This is a genomic window from Pseudomonas fluorescens, assembly GCF_001623525.1.
Taxonomy (GTDB): Bacteria; Pseudomonadota; Gammaproteobacteria; order Pseudomonadales; family Pseudomonadaceae; genus Aquipseudomonas; species Aquipseudomonas fluorescens_Q.
Map to the genome: position 1 here is coordinate 4,406,554 of NZ_CP015225.1, position 15,562 is coordinate 4,422,115.

The window sequence follows — 15,562 nt, forward strand, 5'->3', positions numbered from 1 at the left end:
GCACTGACTAATGTTTGGGATCAGCTTCACTGAACTGCTGCTCGTCGGCCTCGTCGCCCTGCTGGTACTGGGCCCCGAGCGTCTGCCGGGTGCTGCGCGCACCGCCGGCCTGTGGATCGGCCGCCTGAAGCGCAGCTTCAATGCGATCAAACAGGAAGTTGAACGTGAAATCGGGGCCGACGACATCCGTCGGCAACTTCACAACGAACATATTCTGTCCCTGGAGCAGGAAGCGCGGAAAATCTTCACGCCGACCCAACAGGAACCGACGCCGGTTCAGCCCGTGGCCGAACCGACGATTGCGCCACAGGCGCCGGTGGATGGTGCGCAGCCACTGGCTGAACCGGCACCAGTGACACCGACGGTAACGGATATAGCGTCCCCTGCTGTCCCTGCGCCTAACGACCCTACTTTGCCGCCGCGAGCCCCATGAGCGATATCCCTGAAAACGACCAGCCGATGCCGCTGGTATCGCACCTCACCGAGTTGCGCACACGCCTGCTGCGTTGCGTCGCGGCGGTTTTCATCATCTTCGCCGGGCTGTTTTCCTTCACCCAGCAGATCTACACCTTCGTCTCCACGCCGCTGCGCCAGTACCTGCCGGTAGGGGCGACAATGATCGCCACCGACGTGTCGTCGCCGTTCCTGACACCGCTGAAGCTGACGATGATGGTCTCGCTGTTCCTGGCGATCCCGGTGATCCTGCACCAGATCTGGGGCTTCATCGCACCGGGCCTGTACAAGCACGAAAAACGCATCGCCGTGCCGCTGCTGGTGTCCAGCATCCTGCTGTTTTACACCGGCATGGCCTTCGCCTATTACCTGGTGTTCCCGCTGATCTTCAAATTCTTCGCCGCCGCCACCCCGGCGGGCGTGGAAATGATGACCGACATCAGCAGCTACCTGGATTTCGTCATGACGCTGTTCTTCGCCTTCGGCGTGGCGTTCGAAATCCCCGTGGCCGTGGTGCTGCTGGTATGGATCGGCGTGGTCGACGTGGCCTACCTGAAGAAGATCCGTCCTTACGTGATCATTGGCTGCTTCGTGGTCGGCATGATCCTGACCCCACCGGACATCTTCTCCCAGACCCTGCTGGCGGTGCCGATGTGGCTGCTGTTCGAGATCGGCATCCTGTTCGGTGGCCTGGTGCGCAAGCGCCGGGAAGAAGAACCCGAGGACCAGCCGGTCGATGACCACAACGACCAGCCGCCAGCGACCCAAGCGTGAACCTGCTGCTGCTCGAAGAGGCCGATTTCATCGGGCCTGACCGGGTAATCCTGAGCGATCGCCGGTTGACCCATATGCAGGAAGTCCATCGCAGCGCCGTCGGTGACAGCCTGCGCGTCGGGCGCATCGGCGGGCTGATGGGCACCGCCCAGGTGCTGCGCCTGGAAGCCCGCGAGGCCGAACTGCAAGTGACCCTCGACCAGCCGCCGCCGGCCAAGTTGCCGCTGACCCTGGTGCTGGCCCTGCCTCGCCCGAAAATGCTCCGTCGCGTGTTCCAGACCATCGCCACCATGGGCGTGCCGCGCGTGGTGCTGGTCAACAGTTATCGCGTGGAAAAGAGCTTTTGGCAGACGCCGTTCCTGGAGCCCGAGGCCATCCGCGAGCAATTGATCCTGGGCCTGGAGCAGGCCCGGGACAGCGTGCTGCCGGAAATCATCATCGAAAAACGCTTCAAGCCCTTCGTCGAGGACCGCTTGCCAGCCATGGCGGATGACACCCTGGGGCTGGTCGGCCATCCTGGCAACTATCCGCCCTGCCCGCGAGCGCTAACAGAGCCGGTGACCTTGGCCATTGGCCCCGAAGGCGGTTGGATTCCCTACGAGATCGAACTGCTGGGCAAGGCCGGCCTGCAACCGGTTCAACTGGGCGAGCGAATCCTGCGGGTCGAGACTGCGGTAACTGCCTTGCTCGCGCGATTGTTCTGATCCTCGTAGCTTGTGCAACGTGACCACAGGCGATTCATCCTCGCTGGCTGCAACGCTTGCCCTCTCCACCGCTAGACTCCCTGACGATTTCTACAGATCCCTGTCATATGGTCGATACTCTCTTCATAAGGCCTATAACAGGTTTGAGGGAGTATCGGCATGTTCAGTTGGTTAACCGAAAAGCTGGGAAACGTCAGCGTCAATCGCAAGCTGGGTTTCGGTTTTGGCCTGGTCCTGCTCATGACCCTCTTGAGCACTCTCGCCGGCTGGAACAGCCTGAGCAGTGTGATCAGCCGCTCAGATAAACAAGCTTCCATCGCCAGTATCAACGAGGCGGCCAAGGATTTGCGCGTCGCCCGTCTCGACTACGAGATGCGACGCGGCGAACAAGGGCCGACAGCCGTCAACGAGCTCCTGGGCAAACTTCAAGAGAGCATCCAAGCTGCCCTCAAACGATTTGTGCGCCCGGCAGACCAGGAGTTGCTCAATCAGCAATTGGCTAATGTCGATGAATACAAGCGCGCCTTTGTCGACCTCACTCAAGCGACGCAGAACCGCGAGTCGGCCCGGTCCAAGCTTGGCGCCAACGCCGACAACGCCGTGGCCAAGGTGACAGACGTCGAAAATGCCTTGCGACAAGGCGACAGCGTCCCGCAATTCAACAACGTGGTCGAGCTGAGCAAACTGCTCCAGCAAGCGCGTTACCAAGTTCGCGGCTACACCTACAGCGGTAAGGCCGACGCCGAGCAGCCGGCGCTGGATGCCATCGAAAACGTCCTGAAAAACTTCGAGAGCCTGCCGGGCAAGTTACCGGAGCAGCACGCAACCAACTTGCAACAAGCCGCCGAATCAATGAAAGCCTATCGCGCAGCCGTCAACCAGTTCCGCGATTCGCAGGTCGCCAGCGCCTCAGCCCTCAAGAGAATGGTCGACCAGGACACCCATTTGCATGAGCTGAACAAACATTTGACGGCCTCACAGATTGAGAAGCGCGACCTGGAGACGATTCATGCGAAAGAGGCCCTGATTACCGTTGCCGTCCTGGCGTTAGCGTTTGGTCTGCTGGCTGCGTGGATCATAACCCGCCAGATCGTCGTGCCTCTGCAACAGACCCTGGTGGCCCTCGAACGTGTCGCCTCGGGCGATTTGAGCCATAACCTGGTGGTTACCCGCCGTGACGACATGGGCCAATTGCAAGCCAGCCTGCAGCGAATGGTGATCAGCCTGCGGCAACTGATCGGGGGTATCAGCGACGGCGTCACGCAAATCGCCAGCGCCGCCGAACAGCTCTCGGCCGTTACCGAACAGACCAGTGCCGGGGTCAACAGCCAGAAAACGGAGACCGACCAGGTCGCCACTGCCATGCACGAAATGACCGCCACCGTGCAGGAAGTGGCGCGCAATGCCGAGGAAGCCTCCGAAGCGGCAGTTGCCGCTGACCAGCAGGCTCGCGAAGGCGAAAAAGTGGTCGGCGAAGCCATCGCCCAGATCGAACGCCTGTCCAAGGAAGTGGGCATCTCCACCGAAGCCATGGGCCACCTCAAGCGCGAGAGCGACAAGATCGGCAGCGTGCTGGACGTGATCAAGTCTGTCGCCCAGCAAACCAACCTGCTGGCCCTAAACGCCGCCATCGAAGCAGCCCGGGCCGGTGAAGCCGGGCGTGGTTTTGCGGTGGTGGCCGACGAGGTGCGCAGCCTGGCCCAGCGCACCCAGAAGTCCACCGAAGAAATCGAAGACCTGATCCTCGGCCTGCAATCGGGTACCGAACAGGTTGCGACCACCCTGGACAACAGCCGCAACCTGACCGACAGCAGCGTCGAACTGACCCGCCGGGCCGGTGGCTCACTGGAAAACATCACCCGCACGGTTTCGGCGATCCAGTCGATGAACCAACAGATCGCCGCCGCCGCCGAGCAGCAGAGCGCCGTGGCCGAAGAGATCAACCGCAGCGTCGTGAACGTTCGCGATGTCTCCGAACAAACCGCCTCCTCCAGTGAGGAAACCGCCGCCTCCAGCGCCGAACTGGCACGGTTGGGGGTTCATTTGCAGACGCTGGTAGGTCGCTTCAAGGTCTAACCAGAAGGCAGGTATTAAAAACCGTGGCCGGAGATTGCTCGCGCTTGGGCGCGAAGCGGCCACTACGGTGACATCTATTCTCTACAGATCCCTTCCAAACGGTCGATATAGCTCCCAGCACATAAACTCAGCGCTGCAGGGAGTAACAGCATGTTCCGATGGCTAGGTAATGTAGGCGTTAATCGCAAACTCGGTTTCGGCTTCGGCCTGGTGCTGTTCCTGACCGTGATAATCGCCTTCACGGGCTGGACCGGCCTGGGTAACGTCATCAGCCGTGGCGACAAACTGGGGTTCATCGCCAGCCTGAACGATTTGACCAAGGACTTGCGCCTGGCACGCATGAACTACGACACCTCGCGGGGCGAGAATGGCCCCCAACAAGTCAACGACCTGATTGGCAAACTCGACGCCGGGCTGAAAACCGCCCGCCAACAGATCGAACAACCGGCCGATGCCGCACTGATCGATAAACAATTGGCCGCCGTGGCCGAGTACAAAAAAGCCTTCGCCGAGATGACACGCGCTACCGCCAGCCGAGAAGATGCCCGCAGCAAACTCGGTGCCAGTGCAGACAATGCCGTGGCTCGCGTCGCTGAAGTAGAAAAGTCGTTGCTGCAAGGCGACAGCGTCGCCCAGTTCAACAACGCTGTGACCCTGAGCAAGGCGATCCAGCAAGCACGCTATCAAGTTCGCGGTTATACCTACAGCGGCAAGAACGAAGCCCAGCAACCGGCCCTTGAGGCCATCGACAATGTCCTCAAGCTTCTCGCACGCTTGCCAGAGCAGTTACCCGAAGAACATGCCGTCAACCTGCAACAGGCCAACGACTCGATCAATGTCTATCGCGCAGCGGTCAGCCAGTTCCGCGACTCCCAGATCGACAACGCCGCCGCACTCAAGCGCATGGCAGAGCAAGGCGACGTATTGATCGACGCCAGCCAAAAACTGACGGTCTCCCAGACCGCTGTGCGCGACCTTGATGCCGCCAAGGCCAAGACCTTCCTGGTCTCGGCTGCCGTACTGGCCCTGTTGTTCGGTGTCATCGCCGCCCTGGTCATCACCCGGCAGATCGTCGGTCCTCTGGGCCAGACCCTCAAAATCGCCGAACGCGTGGCTGCCGGCGACCTGACCCACAACCTCACTTCCGAGCGCCGCGACGAACTGGGCCAGCTACAGCGCGCCATGCAGAACATGACCGTGGGCCTGCGGCAATTGATCGGCGGCATCAGCGAAGGCGTCACGCAAATCGCCAGCGCCGCCGAACAACTATCGGCCGTTACCGTACAGACCAGCGCCGGGGTCAACAGCCAGAAAGCGGAAACCGACCAGGTCGCCACCGCCATGCACGAAATGACCGCCACGGTGCAGGAAGTGGCCAGCAATGCCGAAGAGGCTTCCGAAGCGGCCGTCGCCGCCGATGCCCAGGCACGCGAAGGCGATAAAGTCGTCGGCGAAGCGATTGCCCAGATCGAGCGCCTGGCACTCGAAGTGGGTAATTCCACCACCGCCATGGGCGAGCTGAAGCGAGAAAGCGACAAGATCGGCAGTGTGCTGGATGTGATCAAGTCCGTCGCCCAGCAAACCAACCTGCTGGCCCTCAACGCCGCCATCGAAGCGGCCCGGGCCGGTGAAGCCGGGCGTGGGTTTGCGGTGGTCGCCGATGAAGTCCGCAGCCTGGCCCAGCGCACCCAGAAGTCCACTGAAGAGATCGAGGAACTGATCCTTGGCCTGCAGTCGGGCACTGAGCAGGTCGCGGCGACCTTGGACAACAGCCGCAGCCTGACCGACAGCAGCGTCGAGCTGACCCGTCGTGCCGGTGCGTCGCTGGAAAACATCACACGTACCGTCTCGGCGATCCAGGCGATGAATCAGCAGATCGCCGCTGCGGCTGAGCAGCAGAGTGCTGTGGCTGAGGAGATCAACCGTAGCGTACTGAATGTGCGTGATGTGTCAGAGCAAACGGCGTCATCCAGTGAGGAGACTGCCGCTTCGAGTGCTGAATTGGCGCGCTTGGGGGTGCATTTGCAGACGTTGGTGGGGCGGTTCCGGGTTTGATGCGTTTGACTTGGGTCTTGTGTGTATATCCATTTTTTGGGTAACGGCGGCTTATGGTTCCGCTCTTACAGCCAGCCCTTTCAAGGTCTTTTGGCTTTAGCTGCCTTGAGCACCCGATCCGTTGACACATGGGCATTCGCAGCTTTGCCTTCAAGCCACTCCTTTGACTGGGCACTTTCGGGCCTCGTTTGCTCTTGGCGACCGCTTTGGGCTGGATATTTCGAGCGAGTGCAAGCAGGTACTGAGTCAGTCCGGCAGCGGGGATCAGGATACATAGATATTCTGGCAAGGCTATTTGCATCCCCTCGTAACTGCTGCGTACCTGTACCGCTAGGTGAAAAATCGATGCTTCCCAATCATCGGGCAGGTTCTGGCGATGAGCCTGCTCGACGCTGCGTTTGAGCACGGACAGAACGTTGTAAGCCAACACGGCCGACGCAAATCCCAACAGGGCTGCTTTAGGGTTGCCCAAGGTTTCGATTTCACTGTCCAACACCGCTTCCAGGCGCTGGAACATCCCTTCGATGCTCCAGCGACGGCGGTACAAATCGGCGATTTGCTCAGCACTGATGGAGTCGGGCAAGTTGCTCCAGAACAGCAGCGTGGCATCGCCGGATTCGGTGGGGGTTTGCAGGTTCAGTTCGACTCGCCGCCACTGGCGTCCACCTTTTACTTCAATGATTTGCTCGCGCACGCTGCCTGCCGCGACCGCGACAGGCCCCTGCCAGTCGCTTTCCTTAAGCAGGCGTGGATGTTTGCTCTGTTCGCGAATGATGAACGAGCCCCCGGTGTCTTCGCAGGCCTCCATGACCGGGAGCGTGCAGTAGAGTCGATCAGCCATCCACAGTTGCCCCGCACTGGCCTTTTCCAGCAACGGCAGCACGCTGACGCGTTCGCTGGCATAGGCATCTTCACAAGGCTGAAGATCAACGACCTGGTCCAGATCGGGGTCGTAAACCACAACGGAAAAACCAGGCCGGGCGGCGCCCCGTTCACGGCGCAAAGCGCCCAGACGCTTTTCGCTGGAAGGCAGGTGGTTACCGTCAACGACCCGTAGTTGCCAGCCAGGCAAAATGGCTGAGTGCCCCAGTTCTTTTATCGTTGGTACCAAGCGCTCTGCGCTGCCGGTGACCAGGGCGCGCAGTAGCGCAGGCTCTGTACGACTGACCTTGTCATACAGCGCCGCCAAGCTGACAGGAAGATCTTCCATCTGCCGCGCGGCGGCATGCAGCGAAGGTCGCAAGCCCAATGAAACAAGGGACATCAGTTCAACGATGGTTGAAAACAAAAGCTCACGTGGGTACTGCCGCTGACGGTGCTCTTCGAACACCTGATCGATCCATTCAGCAGGAACAGCCTGTTCCAATACCACTCTGGTCATGACACTGGCCGGTGCTTTTTTCTCAAACCGCGCTAGAACTTCTGCCCACACTGCTTTCGTCACCCTGACTGGTTTTGGGGGATTTTATCAAAGACCTTGAAAGGGCTGGCTGTAAGAGCGGAACCGTAAGCAGCCGTTACCTAAATAACGGATATACATACAAAAATACCTGAGCCCCACAATCCGTCATCCCAAGGCTACGGAGCCTTGCGCCATTGCCTACAACTACGCCAGAATCCGCCGGCTTGTGCGCCTTGCCCCCGGGCTCTAACGTTTGCAGGTCGCTGTCAGTTCAGCGATCGGGTTTAGCAGCTCGGCACAATATCAAGGCACGCAGGTCCGCTTTATGGCGGCTGTGCGTGGGGCACTTCGGTGCGCCGGGTTCCTTGATTCCTGGTCTGCTAACCCGCGCACAGTCGCCACCCTTTTCGTTTAGCAGCGATGTCTGGCGGCTCCATCAATCAAGGAGCGTCAACCATGTTCAAGGCCACACCCAACCCACCAGAACCCGAAACCGACCCCAAGAAACTCCAGGAAGCCACCGACCGCGCGCTCGATTACTACCTGAAGCCCAAACAGCCCAACCCCGAAGAAAAACAGCCATCGGGCCAGCTCTTCACCATCGTGGACGGCATCGACACTGAAAGCCTGTTGGCCAACCTCAGCGAAAACCTGGCCTCAGCCGACGCCATGGTCAGTGACCTTGCGTTCGACCTGGAAGGCTCGCGACGCCACATCGCCCTTGGTATTCAGCAACTGATCGAGCTGAGTGCTTTGTTGGCGAATCGGGCGCTGGACAACGTCAACATACAACCCTAACCGCACCACGAAATGTGGCGAGGGAGCTTGCTCCCGCTGGGTGGCGCAGCCGCCCCCGCTTTTTGGCGTCCGCTGCGCGGCCGAGCGGGAGCAAGCTCCCTCGCCACAGGTGTTAACCCTGTCCCCGGACCAAACAGTCGTGTTCACAACAGCGCCCAACAAAAAGCCCCGCTTCCTTTCAGAAGCGGGGCTTTTTGCGTATCAGGCCACTTGAGGCTGCACGCTCACCGGCTGTAGCGGTAGCAGCGGTGCATGAGGATCGGCCTTGACCGACTCACGCCACGCCGCCAGCCACTCGGGATGCCCCTCGCTCCAGACCTGCTCATGCAGGCGGGACAAGGCCACCGGGTCGCTCAGCAGAGCCAGTCGCTCGGCGTTGCTGAGACCGGCCGGGCCGGTCTTCAAGGCGTGACGAACGCGTTCGACCCGCAGCCATTCGATCGGCTCGGCCTTGCCGTGACGCGAGGTTGCCAACGCATACGCCAAGGCGTTCTGTTGTGGATCGACCACCGCCCGGATGAAACCGTCTTTGAGCGCATGCCAACGGTTTTCATGGGTGTACTGGTCCGTCGACAGCAGTTCCTGTGGCGGTGCGTATTCCTCAGGGATCAGGAACAGGCTTTCATCGCGGGACTTCAAGCCCAGGCCCACGCGGCTGGAAATCACCGATACCGGAATCGACAGCATCAGCGAGCCGACAATCGGCACCAGCCACCACAGGAAGCTCGGGTTCAGCCAGATCACCAGCAAGGCCCAGAAGAAGCCCAGCAAGGTTTGCGGACCGTGGCGCTTGACCGCTTCGCTCCATGGCGTGGAGTCGTCGTCACGTTGTGGCGAGTTCCAGGTTGCAGCCCAGCCCAGGAATGCGGCAAGCACGAAACGGGTGTGGAAAATCATCCGCACTGGCGCCAGCAGCATGGAGAACAGCATCTCCAGGAGCATCGACAGCGTCACCTTGAACTTGCCACCGAACTCCTTCGCACCCTTGGCCCAGATCAGCACGATACTCAGCAACTTGGGTAGGAACAGCAGCACGATGGTGGTGGAGAACAGGGCGATGGCTTTTTCCGGGTGCCATTGTGGCCACAACGGATAGAGCTGACGCGGCTCGAGGAAGTACTGCGGCTCCATCAGCGTGTTCACCGCCAACAACGCAGTGGACAGCACCAGGAAGAAGAACCACAGCGGCGCCGACAGGTAGGACATCACGCCAGTCAGGAACACCGCACGGTGCACCGGGTGCATGCCCTTGACCAGGAACAGCCGGAAGTTCATCAGGTTGCCGTGGCACCAGCGACGGTCACGCTTGAGTTCGTCCAGCAGGTTCGGCGGCAGTTCTTCGTAGCTGCCCGGCAGGTCATAGGCAATCCACACGCCCCAGCCGGCACGGCGCATCAGCGCCGCTTCGACGAAGTCGTGGGACAGGATGGCACCGGCGAACGCGCCTTTACCGGGCAGCGGCGCCAGCGCGCAGTGCTCGATGAACGGCTTCATGCGAATGATCGCGTTGTGGCCCCAGTAGTGGGATTCACCCAACTGCCAGAAGTGCAGGCCGGCGGTGAACAGCGGGCCGTACACCCGGGTGGCGAACTGCTGCATGCGCGCATACAGCGTGTCCATGCCCGAGGCACGTGGCGCGGTCTGGATGATGCCAGCGTCCGGCGTGGCTTCCATCAGGCGCACCAGGCTGGTCAGGCACGTACCGCTCATGACGCTGTCAGCGTCGAGCACGACCATGTACTTGTAGTCGCTGCCCCAACGACGGCAGAAGTCGTCGAGGTTGCCGCTCTTGCGCTTCACGCGACGGCGACGGCGGCGATAGAAGATCTTGCCGAAGCCCCCGGCTTCACGGCAGACATCCAGCCAGGCCTGCTGCTCGGCTACGCAAATATCGGTCTCGTTACTGTCGCTGAGCACGAAGAAGTCGAAACGATCCAAGTCACCGGTGGCAGCCACCGACTCGAAGGTTGCGCGCAAACCGGCGAATACCCGCGGTACGTCTTCGTTGCAGATCGGCATCACCAGTGCGGTGCGGGCGTCCTTGGGAATCGGCTCGTTGCCGGCGCTGGCACCGGAGATGCGGTACTTGTCGTGACCGGTGAGCAATTCGAGAAAGCCCATCAGCGCCGTCCAGAAACCCGCCGACACCCAGCAGAACAGGATCCCGAACAGGATCAGGATGCTGGTTTGCAACGCATACGGCAGCACTTGCGTGGCCGTCTGCAACAGCGGTTGGTGCAGGACTTCGTCCAGGTCCACCAGCGACCAGCCTTGGTACGGCATGATGCCTTTCATGTACCAACCGGCAACGATGGTCTGGCCGAGCATCAGGATCAACAGGATGTAGCGGCGGATCGAACCCACGGTACGCCAGCGTGCATGGGGCAGCACGCGCTCATCCTTGGGCGGCTTCGGCGGGTTGGTACGCCCGGTCAGGCGCCGCCAACCGCGCACCAGGATATTGGTGCGCCACGGTTCCGGCACGACCTTGGTCCGGCGAATCGGCGGCGTCGCCTTCAAGCACACCCGGCCGTTGGCATCGAGGGCCAGCATTTCGGCGTCCTCGAGTTCCTCGGCGGTGCTCAGCGTCAGGCGTCGGCCCACCGAGGCTTGCGCCGCCTCGTTGGGTGCGTCGAATGTCGAGGAAGCCAAGCGTTCATGCAATTGGCTGAATGACGTGCAGCCCGCCAGCTCGGCGCGCTGCTCGTCGGTCATCGGCAAGTGGGCCAGATACTCACTGAGAGTCTCTGGTCGTACGGACGTATTACTCATCGGCAGGCAACTGGTAGCTCCAGGTCTCAGTCAGGACTTGTTCAGTCTGTTCCGGTTCCTGTTGGGTTGGGATCGGCTCGGCGACGGCGGTGGATGCCTTGACGGCCTTGGTTTCTTTCTGCTCGCCGGCTTGCTCGTTGGCTTGCTCTTTTTCGCTCTGCTGCTTGGCGACCTTGTCGGCCTTGGCCAGCGTGGCCACGGAATGCGCGGTGGCTGGGAGTTCGACAGGAACAAGCGGCCTGACCAAGGCGGCACGCATCTCGGTCGCTTTGCTCGGGTCCTTGATCTTCAGGCGCAGCGTCAGGCGCCAGCCCTTGGTTTCAGGGTTGTAGCGCACACTGTTCTCGACGATCTCGGCGTTGTCACCAACGCTCACCTGGCTACGCACTTCGGCTTCTTCAGGCAGCGCTTGCAGGGACGGCCCTTCGAAATCCACCAGGTAGGCCACGCTACCGTCCGGTTGACGGATCAGGTTGGACTGCTTCACGTCACCGGTCGAACGCAGGGTCTGCTTGACCCAGGCGCTGTCTGGCGAGTGCAGGTTGGCTTCGTCGAGGGTCCAGTGCAGACGGTAGGCGAAGTCCAGTGGCTGGCCTGGTTCAGGCAGTTTTTCCGGGCTCCAGAACGCAACGATGTTGTCGTTGGTTTCGTCGGCGGTCGGGATTTCAACCAGATCGACAGTCCCTTTGCCCCAATCGCCTTTCGGTTCGATCCAGGCGCTTGGACGTTTTTCGTAACGGTCATCCAGGTCTTCGTAGTGGCTGAAGTCACGACCACGTTGCAGCAGACCGAAACCACGCGGGTTTTCTACCGAGAAGTTGCTCACGGCCAGGTGTTTCGGGTTGTTCAGCGGACGCCAGATCCACTCGCCGTTGCCGGCATGGATGGACAGGCCGCTGGAATCGTGGAGTTCACGACGGTAGTTCAGCACCTTGGACGGCTGGTTGGCGCCGAACAGGAACATGCTGGTCAACGGGGCGATGCCCAACTTGTTGACACGATCACGCAGGAACACCCGTGATTTCACGTCGACAACGGTGTCGGTGCCGGGACGCACGATCAGGCGATAGGCGCCAGTGGCCCGTGGCGAATCCAGCAGGGCGAAGATCACCAGGTGCTTGTCGGTCGGTTTCGGACGCTGGATCCAGAACTCGCGAAAGCGCGGGAATTCCTCACCGGAAGGCAACGCGGTGTCGATGGCCATGCCTCGAGCGGACAAACCGTAGACCTGGCCCTTGCCGATGACGCGGAAATAACTCGCGCCCAGCATGGTCATGATTTCGTCTTGCTTGTCAGCCTTGTTGATCGGGTACAACACGCGGAAACCGGCGTAGCCCAGCTGTTCGGTGGCCTTGGGATCGAACTTCACGTCGCCGAAATCGAAACGTGTCGGGTCGTACTTGATCTCGTCGACGGTGGTCGCGGTGATTTCGTTGATCTTCACCGGCGTGTCGAAATGCATGCCCTGGTGATAGAACGACAGCCGGAACGGGGTCTTCTGGTCGGCCCATTCAGCTTTTTCGGTGCGGAAACGAATTTTCTGATAATCGGCGAATTTCATTTCGCGGAATTCGTTCGGCAAATTGCTGCGCGGGGCTTCGAACTTTTGCCCGGCCAATTCTTGTGCCTTCGCCGATACATCATCCAGGCTGAATGCCCACAGTTGGCCCGCGCCGAACAGGCACAGCAGGGCCGAGCCCGCTACCAGAGCGTTTCTAAACCGTTTGGCAGTCATTTTTGGTGCATTACAGGGACTAACAATCACGAGCAACCCTCGCCGAAAACTGATCAAAAAACCAACGGCCAGATAAAGTATCTGCACGGTAACGGCACTGAAAAACCGTCCCTGCGGACCACTCTTGCCAAGTTGGCGAGCATTGTTCCGACTCCGATGGGACAAAATGATTCCCCAAACGGTCCAGGACAAGTCTCTACCTAAGTCAAATGGACCAGCGAACGCTGATCCCCCGTAGCGCGCGATTATCTAGTAGCCCGCGTGACAACGCATCAGGGGTAGCAAAGTATTTATCGAGAAAACTCCCAGTTTTTCCTCGAAACAGGTCCGAAAAGATGTTTCAAGCGCTTTCAAACCTGTAACAGGAACGTTACCGGGCCATCATTGACCAAATGCACCTGCATGTCGGCGCCGAATCTACCTGATGCCACAGTGCCATGCACCTGTTTTGCCTGGGTGAGCAAATAGTTGAACAACTCTTCTCCCAGGGCCGGAGGTGCGGCTGTCGAAAAACTCGGGCGCAAACCACTTTTGGTGTCGGCCGCCAAGGTGAACTGCGACACCAGCAACAACCCACCACCGACATCCGCCAGGGACAGGTTCATCTTGCCGTCGGCGTCGCTGAACACTCGATAGTTAAGCAGCTTATGCAGCAGTTTGTCGGCGCTGGCCCGGGTATCCCCGGGCTCGACGGCCACCAACACCAGCAAGCCCTGGTCCACGGCGCCGACGATCTCACCTGATACTTCGACCCGTGCGCAGCGAACTCGTTGCAACAGCCCCTTCATGCTTCTTCAGGCGGCAGGTCGAGCAGGCGCCGGGCCATTTGCGCAGCGGCGCGCACCAGTGCGTCGGTGATCCCCGGCTCCGAAGCGGCGTGGCCGGCGTCGCGAATCACCTGCAGTTCGCTGTTGGGCCAGTTCTGATGCAGCTCCCAGGCATTGTCCAGCGGGCAGATGACGTCGTAACGGCCATGCACGATGACGCCCGGCAAATGGGCGATCTTGCCCATGTCGCGAATCAACTGGTTGGGTTCGAGGAAAGCGTTGTTGGTGAAGTAGTGGCATTCGATCCGGGCGATCGACAGCGCCCGCTGCGGCTCGGAGAAGCGATCGACCACCAGCGGGTTCGGACGCAGGGTCGCGGTACGACCTTCCCAGGTGGACCAGGCCTTGGCCGCATGCATCTGGGCGATCTGGTCGTTGCCGGTCAGGCGCTTGTGGAAAGCGCTGAGCAGGTCGTCGCGTTCGTCCAAAGGGATGGGTGCGATGTAGTCCTGCCAGTAGTCGGGGAACAGGCGACTGGCGCCGGTCTGGTAGAACCACTCGATTTCCTGCGGACGGCAGAGAAAGATCCCTCGCAGGATCAGGCCGTGTACCCGCTCGGGATGGGTCTGGGCGTAGGCCAGGGCCAGGGTCGAACCCCAGGAACCGCCAAACAGCACCCACTTCTCGATGCCCAGGTGTTTGCGGATGCGCTCCAGGTCTTCGACCAGATCCCAGGTGGTGTTGTTCTCAAGGCTGGCATGGGGGGTGGACCGACCGCAGCCGCGCTGGTCGAAAGTGACGATGCGGTACAGGTTCGGATCGAAGTAACGCCGGCTCTGCGCATCGCAGCCGGCACCCGGGCCGCCGTGAATGAACACCACCGGCAGGCCTTCGGGGGAACCGCTTTCATCGACATAGAGCGTGTGGGTGTCATCGACAGCCAGATCGTGCCGGGCATGGGGTTTGATCTGCGGGTACAAAGTCTGCATTGCGCGCTCCGTAAGGGGTCGAGTCATCCCTGTGGGGACGTCTATTTAGTCTGCCGTCCGGCATCATAAACCCGAATTACCTTAATGAGCATGTCCCCTGCGCAGTCAAAGCATGTCAGCCAGGTACGCCAGCAGCGTGCGATACATCTGATCGACCTCTGGCACCTGGCCGCGGCCACGCAGGCAACCGTGGACCAGCCCATTGCCGACATACAGCACGGCGTCTCCCCCTGCGGCGTTCAGCCGCTCGCAATAAAGGACGCCGTCGTCGCGTAGCGGATCCCATTGCGCGACGGCAACCAGCGCTGGCGGCAAGCCGTCCAGGCTGTCGGCGAGTAACGGCATGGCATAAAGCGAGGGGCGAGCGCCACCCAGGTACAGCGCCTCATAGCGCTCCAACTCGCGACGGCTCAGGAGCGGGGCATCGAAGCACTCGTGACGCGACGGCAGATCCGCAGGGCCACCGAGCGCCGGATAAATCAAGACCTGGGCCCGCGGCAACGGTTGCCCGGCATCGCGCAAGGCCAGGCATAACGCGGCGGCGAGATTGCCGCCGGCGCTGTCACCGACCACCAGCCGTCGACGGGGGTCGATGGCAAACGGGGCGTCCGCCAAGTGGCGCCACACTGCCAGGCAATCTTCGAAACCGGCCGGAAACGGATGCTCCGGGGCCAGCCGGTAATCCACCGCCACCACCAACGCGCCCAACTCAGCGGCCAGCTCCATGCAGATGAAGTCATGGGAATCCAGGTCCCCCACGACCCAACCGCCACCGTGCAGGTAAAACATGCATGGCCAGCCGGCAAGCGGTGCCGCACGTTGCGGGTAATAGGCCCGCACCGCCACGCCGGCCAGTTCGAAATCCTCGACGGCCAGCGTCGGCGGGCAAGGCGCCGTGAACGCCCGGCACATCTGGCTGTAGGCCTGGCGCGAACCGGCAAGGCTGTCGTCCAGGCTGGTGAAGCTCAGGGTTTTGTCGATGAAGGCTGACATTGCCTGGGAGAGTGGGTAGGTCATCGTGGTGTGGCTCAAAGGCT

Annotated in this window: 11 protein-coding genes and 3 pseudogenes; 8 read left to right on the forward strand and 6 right to left on the reverse strand. The window is 60.9% G+C overall.

Annotated elements, in window-relative coordinates:
* The first annotated feature begins 10 nt into the window (after window positions 1-10).
* The 7 genes and pseudogenes from tatB (at window position 11) to TK06_RS33585 (ending at window position 6,062) form a co-directional block, all read left to right on the forward strand.
* Window positions 11-433 carry a Sec-independent protein translocase protein TatB gene (gene tatB / locus TK06_RS18920; protein ID WP_063323324.1) on the forward strand — a complete coding sequence of 141 codons (423 nt, stop codon included), beginning with the start codon at window positions 11-13 and terminating at the stop codon, window positions 431-433.
* Window positions 430-1,227: a twin-arginine translocase subunit TatC gene (gene tatC, locus TK06_RS18925; protein ID WP_060739577.1), complete on the forward strand. Its 798-nt coding sequence runs from the start codon at window positions 430-432 to the stop codon at window positions 1,225-1,227. Before tatB ends, tatC begins: the two co-directional genes overlap by 4 nt.
* The gene (locus TK06_RS18930) at window positions 1,224-1,931 is read left to right on the forward strand and encodes a 16S rRNA (uracil(1498)-N(3))-methyltransferase (protein ID WP_063323325.1); all 708 of its coding nucleotides are present in this window, start codon (window positions 1,224-1,226) and stop codon (window positions 1,929-1,931) included. Before tatC ends, TK06_RS18930 begins: the two co-directional genes overlap by 4 nt.
* Window positions 1,932-2,171: 240 nt before the next feature.
* A pseudogene (locus TK06_RS33570) lies at window positions 2,172-3,104 on the forward strand (methyl-accepting chemotaxis protein); the annotation flags it as partial.
* A 198-nt stretch (window positions 3,105-3,302) separates the two neighbouring features.
* A complete protein-coding gene (locus tag TK06_RS33575) occupies window positions 3,303-4,007 on the forward strand; it encodes a methyl-accepting chemotaxis protein (RefSeq protein ID WP_409077397.1) in 705 nt (234 codons plus the stop codon).
* A 150-nt stretch (window positions 4,008-4,157) separates the two neighbouring features.
* Window positions 4,158-5,204 (forward strand): annotated as a pseudogene (locus TK06_RS33580) (methyl-accepting chemotaxis protein); the annotation flags it as partial.
* Window positions 5,199-6,062 carry a methyl-accepting chemotaxis protein gene (locus TK06_RS33585; RefSeq protein ID WP_409077398.1) on the forward strand — a complete coding sequence of 288 codons (864 nt, stop codon included), beginning with the start codon at window positions 5,199-5,201 and terminating at the stop codon, window positions 6,060-6,062. The pseudogene TK06_RS33580 and the gene TK06_RS33585, both read left to right, overlap by 6 nt.
* An 80-nt stretch (window positions 6,063-6,142) precedes the next feature.
* Here the strand turns inward: TK06_RS33585 and TK06_RS31025 are convergent.
* Window positions 6,143-7,443, reverse strand: a pseudogene (locus TK06_RS31025) (IS4 family transposase).
* 477 nt (window positions 7,444-7,920) lie between these two features.
* Between TK06_RS31025 and TK06_RS18950 the strand changes: the two are divergent.
* Window positions 7,921-8,262 (forward strand): DUF6124 family protein, encoded by a 342-nt coding sequence (locus tag TK06_RS18950; RefSeq protein WP_063323329.1) that lies wholly within the window; start codon window positions 7,921-7,923, stop codon window positions 8,260-8,262.
* A gap of 201 nt (window positions 8,263-8,463) precedes the next feature.
* On the opposite strand, the gene mdoH is transcribed toward TK06_RS18950, so the two are convergent.
* The 5 genes from mdoH to TK06_RS18975 form a co-directional block, all read right to left on the reverse strand.
* Window positions 8,464-11,034, reverse strand: coding sequence for a glucans biosynthesis glucosyltransferase MdoH (gene mdoH / locus TK06_RS18955; protein ID WP_063323330.1), 2,571 nt, complete (start codon window positions 11,032-11,034; stop codon window positions 8,464-8,466).
* Complete coding sequence (locus TK06_RS18960; RefSeq protein WP_203417386.1) at window positions 11,027-12,769, reverse strand: glucan biosynthesis protein G; 1,743 nt, start codon at window positions 12,767-12,769, stop codon at window positions 11,027-11,029. Before TK06_RS18960 ends, mdoH begins: the two co-directional genes overlap by 8 nt.
* Window positions 12,770-13,119: 350 nt before the next feature.
* The gene (gene dtd, locus TK06_RS18965) at window positions 13,120-13,557 is read right to left on the reverse strand and encodes a D-aminoacyl-tRNA deacylase (RefSeq protein ID WP_063323331.1); all 438 of its coding nucleotides are present in this window, start codon (window positions 13,555-13,557) and stop codon (window positions 13,120-13,122) included.
* Window positions 13,554-14,525: a prolyl aminopeptidase gene (gene pip / locus TK06_RS18970; protein ID WP_063323332.1), complete on the reverse strand. Its 972-nt coding sequence runs from the start codon at window positions 14,523-14,525 to the stop codon at window positions 13,554-13,556. Before pip ends, dtd begins: the two co-directional genes overlap by 4 nt.
* Before the next feature lie 105 nt (window positions 14,526-14,630).
* Window positions 14,631-15,542, reverse strand: coding sequence for an alpha/beta hydrolase (locus TK06_RS18975; RefSeq protein WP_238992556.1), 912 nt, complete (start codon window positions 15,540-15,542; stop codon window positions 14,631-14,633).
* Window positions 15,543-15,562 lie beyond the last annotated feature (20 nt).

What these genes read in the sequence shown, in the direction of transcription:
- pip (WP_063323332.1), bottom strand. Translation starts at nt 14,525, where the DNA reads ATGCAGACTTTGTACCCGCAGATCAAACCCCATGCCCGGCACGATCTG.
- mdoH (WP_063323330.1), bottom strand. Translation starts at nt 11,034, where the DNA reads ATGAGTAATACGTCCGTACGACCAGAGACTCTCAGTGAGTATCTGGCC.
- TK06_RS18950 (WP_063323329.1), top strand. Translation starts at nt 7,921, where the DNA reads ATGTTCAAGGCCACACCCAACCCACCAGAACCCGAAACCGACCCCAAG.
- dtd (WP_063323331.1), bottom strand. Translation starts at nt 13,557, where the DNA reads ATGAAGGGGCTGTTGCAACGAGTTCGCTGCGCACGGGTCGAAGTATCA.
- tatC (WP_060739577.1), top strand. Translation starts at nt 430, where the DNA reads ATGAGCGATATCCCTGAAAACGACCAGCCGATGCCGCTGGTATCGCAC.
- TK06_RS33585 (WP_409077398.1), top strand. Translation starts at nt 5,199, where the DNA reads ATGACCGTGGGCCTGCGGCAATTGATCGGCGGCATCAGCGAAGGCGTC.
- TK06_RS18975 (WP_238992556.1), bottom strand. Translation starts at nt 15,542, where the DNA reads ATGACCTACCCACTCTCCCAGGCAATGTCAGCCTTCATCGACAAAACC.
- TK06_RS18960 (WP_203417386.1), bottom strand. Translation starts at nt 12,769, where the DNA reads ATGACTGCCAAACGGTTTAGAAACGCTCTGGTAGCGGGCTCGGCCCTG.
- tatB (WP_063323324.1), top strand. Translation starts at nt 11, where the DNA reads ATGTTTGGGATCAGCTTCACTGAACTGCTGCTCGTCGGCCTCGTCGCC.
- TK06_RS33575 (WP_409077397.1), top strand. Translation starts at nt 3,303, where the DNA reads ATGACCGCCACCGTGCAGGAAGTGGCGCGCAATGCCGAGGAAGCCTCC.